Raw genomic sequence first — 1,813 nt, 5'->3', positions numbered from 1 at the left:
ATTAGTAATAAAAAAGAGCTTATCGGAGCATCCTTTGAGTACTTTTTCGTTTCATTGCTTGTCATCCAAAGATAAATTCATTATATCATAACTCTCCAAATTCTTCTTTAAAAGAAGTCACTAAGTGTCTGTGTCTCTGCTTGTTCCTCTCCCCGCTTGATACAAAATTCTTCGTCAGCCTCGTCTTTCTCAAAATATGAGCCAAGGTTAGAATGAACAAAAATACCATTCTCAAATGCAATTTCAGCAATTAACCAGGGTTTAAATCCTTCGTTCTCACACATTACCCCCTCTCTCTCGCAGAGTACTAAAATTGTTGAGTTATTCTTAATTCTTATAAATTCAACTATTATTAATTTTGGAGAATCGTCATTATAAGCAAATACAGCCCCATTTTTTAAATTCTTAAAATAGGCTTCAAGAGGATTTCCTCCTATTTCTTCAGGGCAACGAGGAAAATAATAGGTGGCACTCCACATATATTGCACACACCTTTTGCTTAAAGCTTTCTCAACACCATTTAAATTACTTAAATTAATAACTGCCATGACATTTGCCTAGTTAGGTTAGTACATAGCAATTTTGAAAAAAATTATTGATTAGTCTCGGAATGAAAACTACAACATTTTATTCCGAGAGATAAATGACCAATTAGATGGCCGTTGCTTCATTCTTAAATTTTGTAGCCTCACACATCATTAAAAGTGAGCTTATAACGCCTCTATCAATTACCTTGTTTACCAACTTAATACTGTGTTTAATATCGTCATCCCGATTGACGCCCTCTTTACTTGAATTAGAAACTCTATCCTTAGGCCATATAAGTTTATGTATTCCTATATTCGTAAACTTAATTCCCTGTATTTTAAACCAAATTCTTAAGTCAAATACTGCTAATATTTTTCTGTCTTGCCAGCTATCGAATTGATATTCGATTCCTTGAATCTTGCCAACCCAAGCATTAAGCTTACTTTTTAATATGGTAAGGGTGTCTTCTCTTGCATAGCCTGGGTCAATGGAGAGAGGGATGCCAGTTAAATATTCTATTTCCTTTTTGGGACACCAACACTCTTGCTGATGGTTTTCGTAGAATATGCACCACGGTGTCTTGTACATTTCGTGAAAAGCACGGTTCTGCTCTCGCGATAAGCCTTCTTTATTGATGATTGCAGGTATAGCACTTTCAAATGCTTCACGATTGGGATTATTTTTATACCAATCTGAGTTTATAAGTAAATGATACATTATGAATATATCGCTGACTGAGGGATATCTGATTGGTTGAGGTGATGAAGCCGCAACGAAATGATTTAGAAATTCATCAATTTGTTTGGCAAATATAAACTCAATAAAGCTTTTTTCTTGTTCCTTTATTGGGAGTGTGTGAACTGAGTGTGAGAGGCCAATGTTACCTTGATTAAATTGATACCTTTTCCAGACTTCATATAACCATTCTTCAGACGTTAAGGTTTTGTTGTAAAACTCATCATCATACCAGCTGGGTCTTGTTAATTCTTTTGTCATGCTTTATCTCACGGACTCCGTGCATTTGGGGTCGAATAAATATTGATTATAATTCCGAGGTAACACGAAAATTTTGTACAAATTCAAAACAATCAAGTTCCTCCTCTTTCTTTGCTAGTATTTTGATAATAGTTTTGTTGTTGATTGCCGTTCTAAAATCAAATGTCATGAATAGGCTTGATGGAAATTCAATTAAAGTTCCGTCACTTAATGTGAAATGCCCAATACCAAGTGTAGATAATGTAATACGTAATTCTTTTTCGTTTCTATATTTTTGGCTCCAATGTAA

The 1,813-nt window shown here is 34.4% G+C and carries 3 protein-coding genes; all 3 read right to left on the bottom strand.

The window, feature by feature from the left end; translation table 11 throughout:
- Nucleotides 1-107: 107 nt before the first annotated feature.
- Nucleotides 108-548, bottom strand: coding sequence for a hypothetical protein (locus BN58_RS15825; RefSeq protein WP_019217641.1), 441 nt, complete (start codon nucleotides 546-548; stop codon nucleotides 108-110).
- A 103-nt stretch (nucleotides 549-651) separates the two neighbouring features.
- A complete protein-coding gene (locus tag BN58_RS15820) occupies nucleotides 652-1,524 on the bottom strand; it encodes a hypothetical protein (RefSeq protein WP_019217640.1) in 873 nt (290 codons plus the stop codon).
- 46 nt (nucleotides 1,525-1,570) lie between these two features.
- A partial coding sequence (locus tag BN58_RS34850) for a hypothetical protein (protein WP_040916645.1) occupies nucleotides 1,571-1,813 on the bottom strand: 243 nt, incomplete at its 5' end.

It is taken from the genome of Legionella tunisiensis, from assembly GCF_000308315.1.
Lineage (GTDB): Bacteria > Pseudomonadota > Gammaproteobacteria > Legionellales > Legionellaceae > Tatlockia > Tatlockia tunisiensis.
This window is presented reverse-complemented; position numbering and strand designations above follow the sequence as displayed.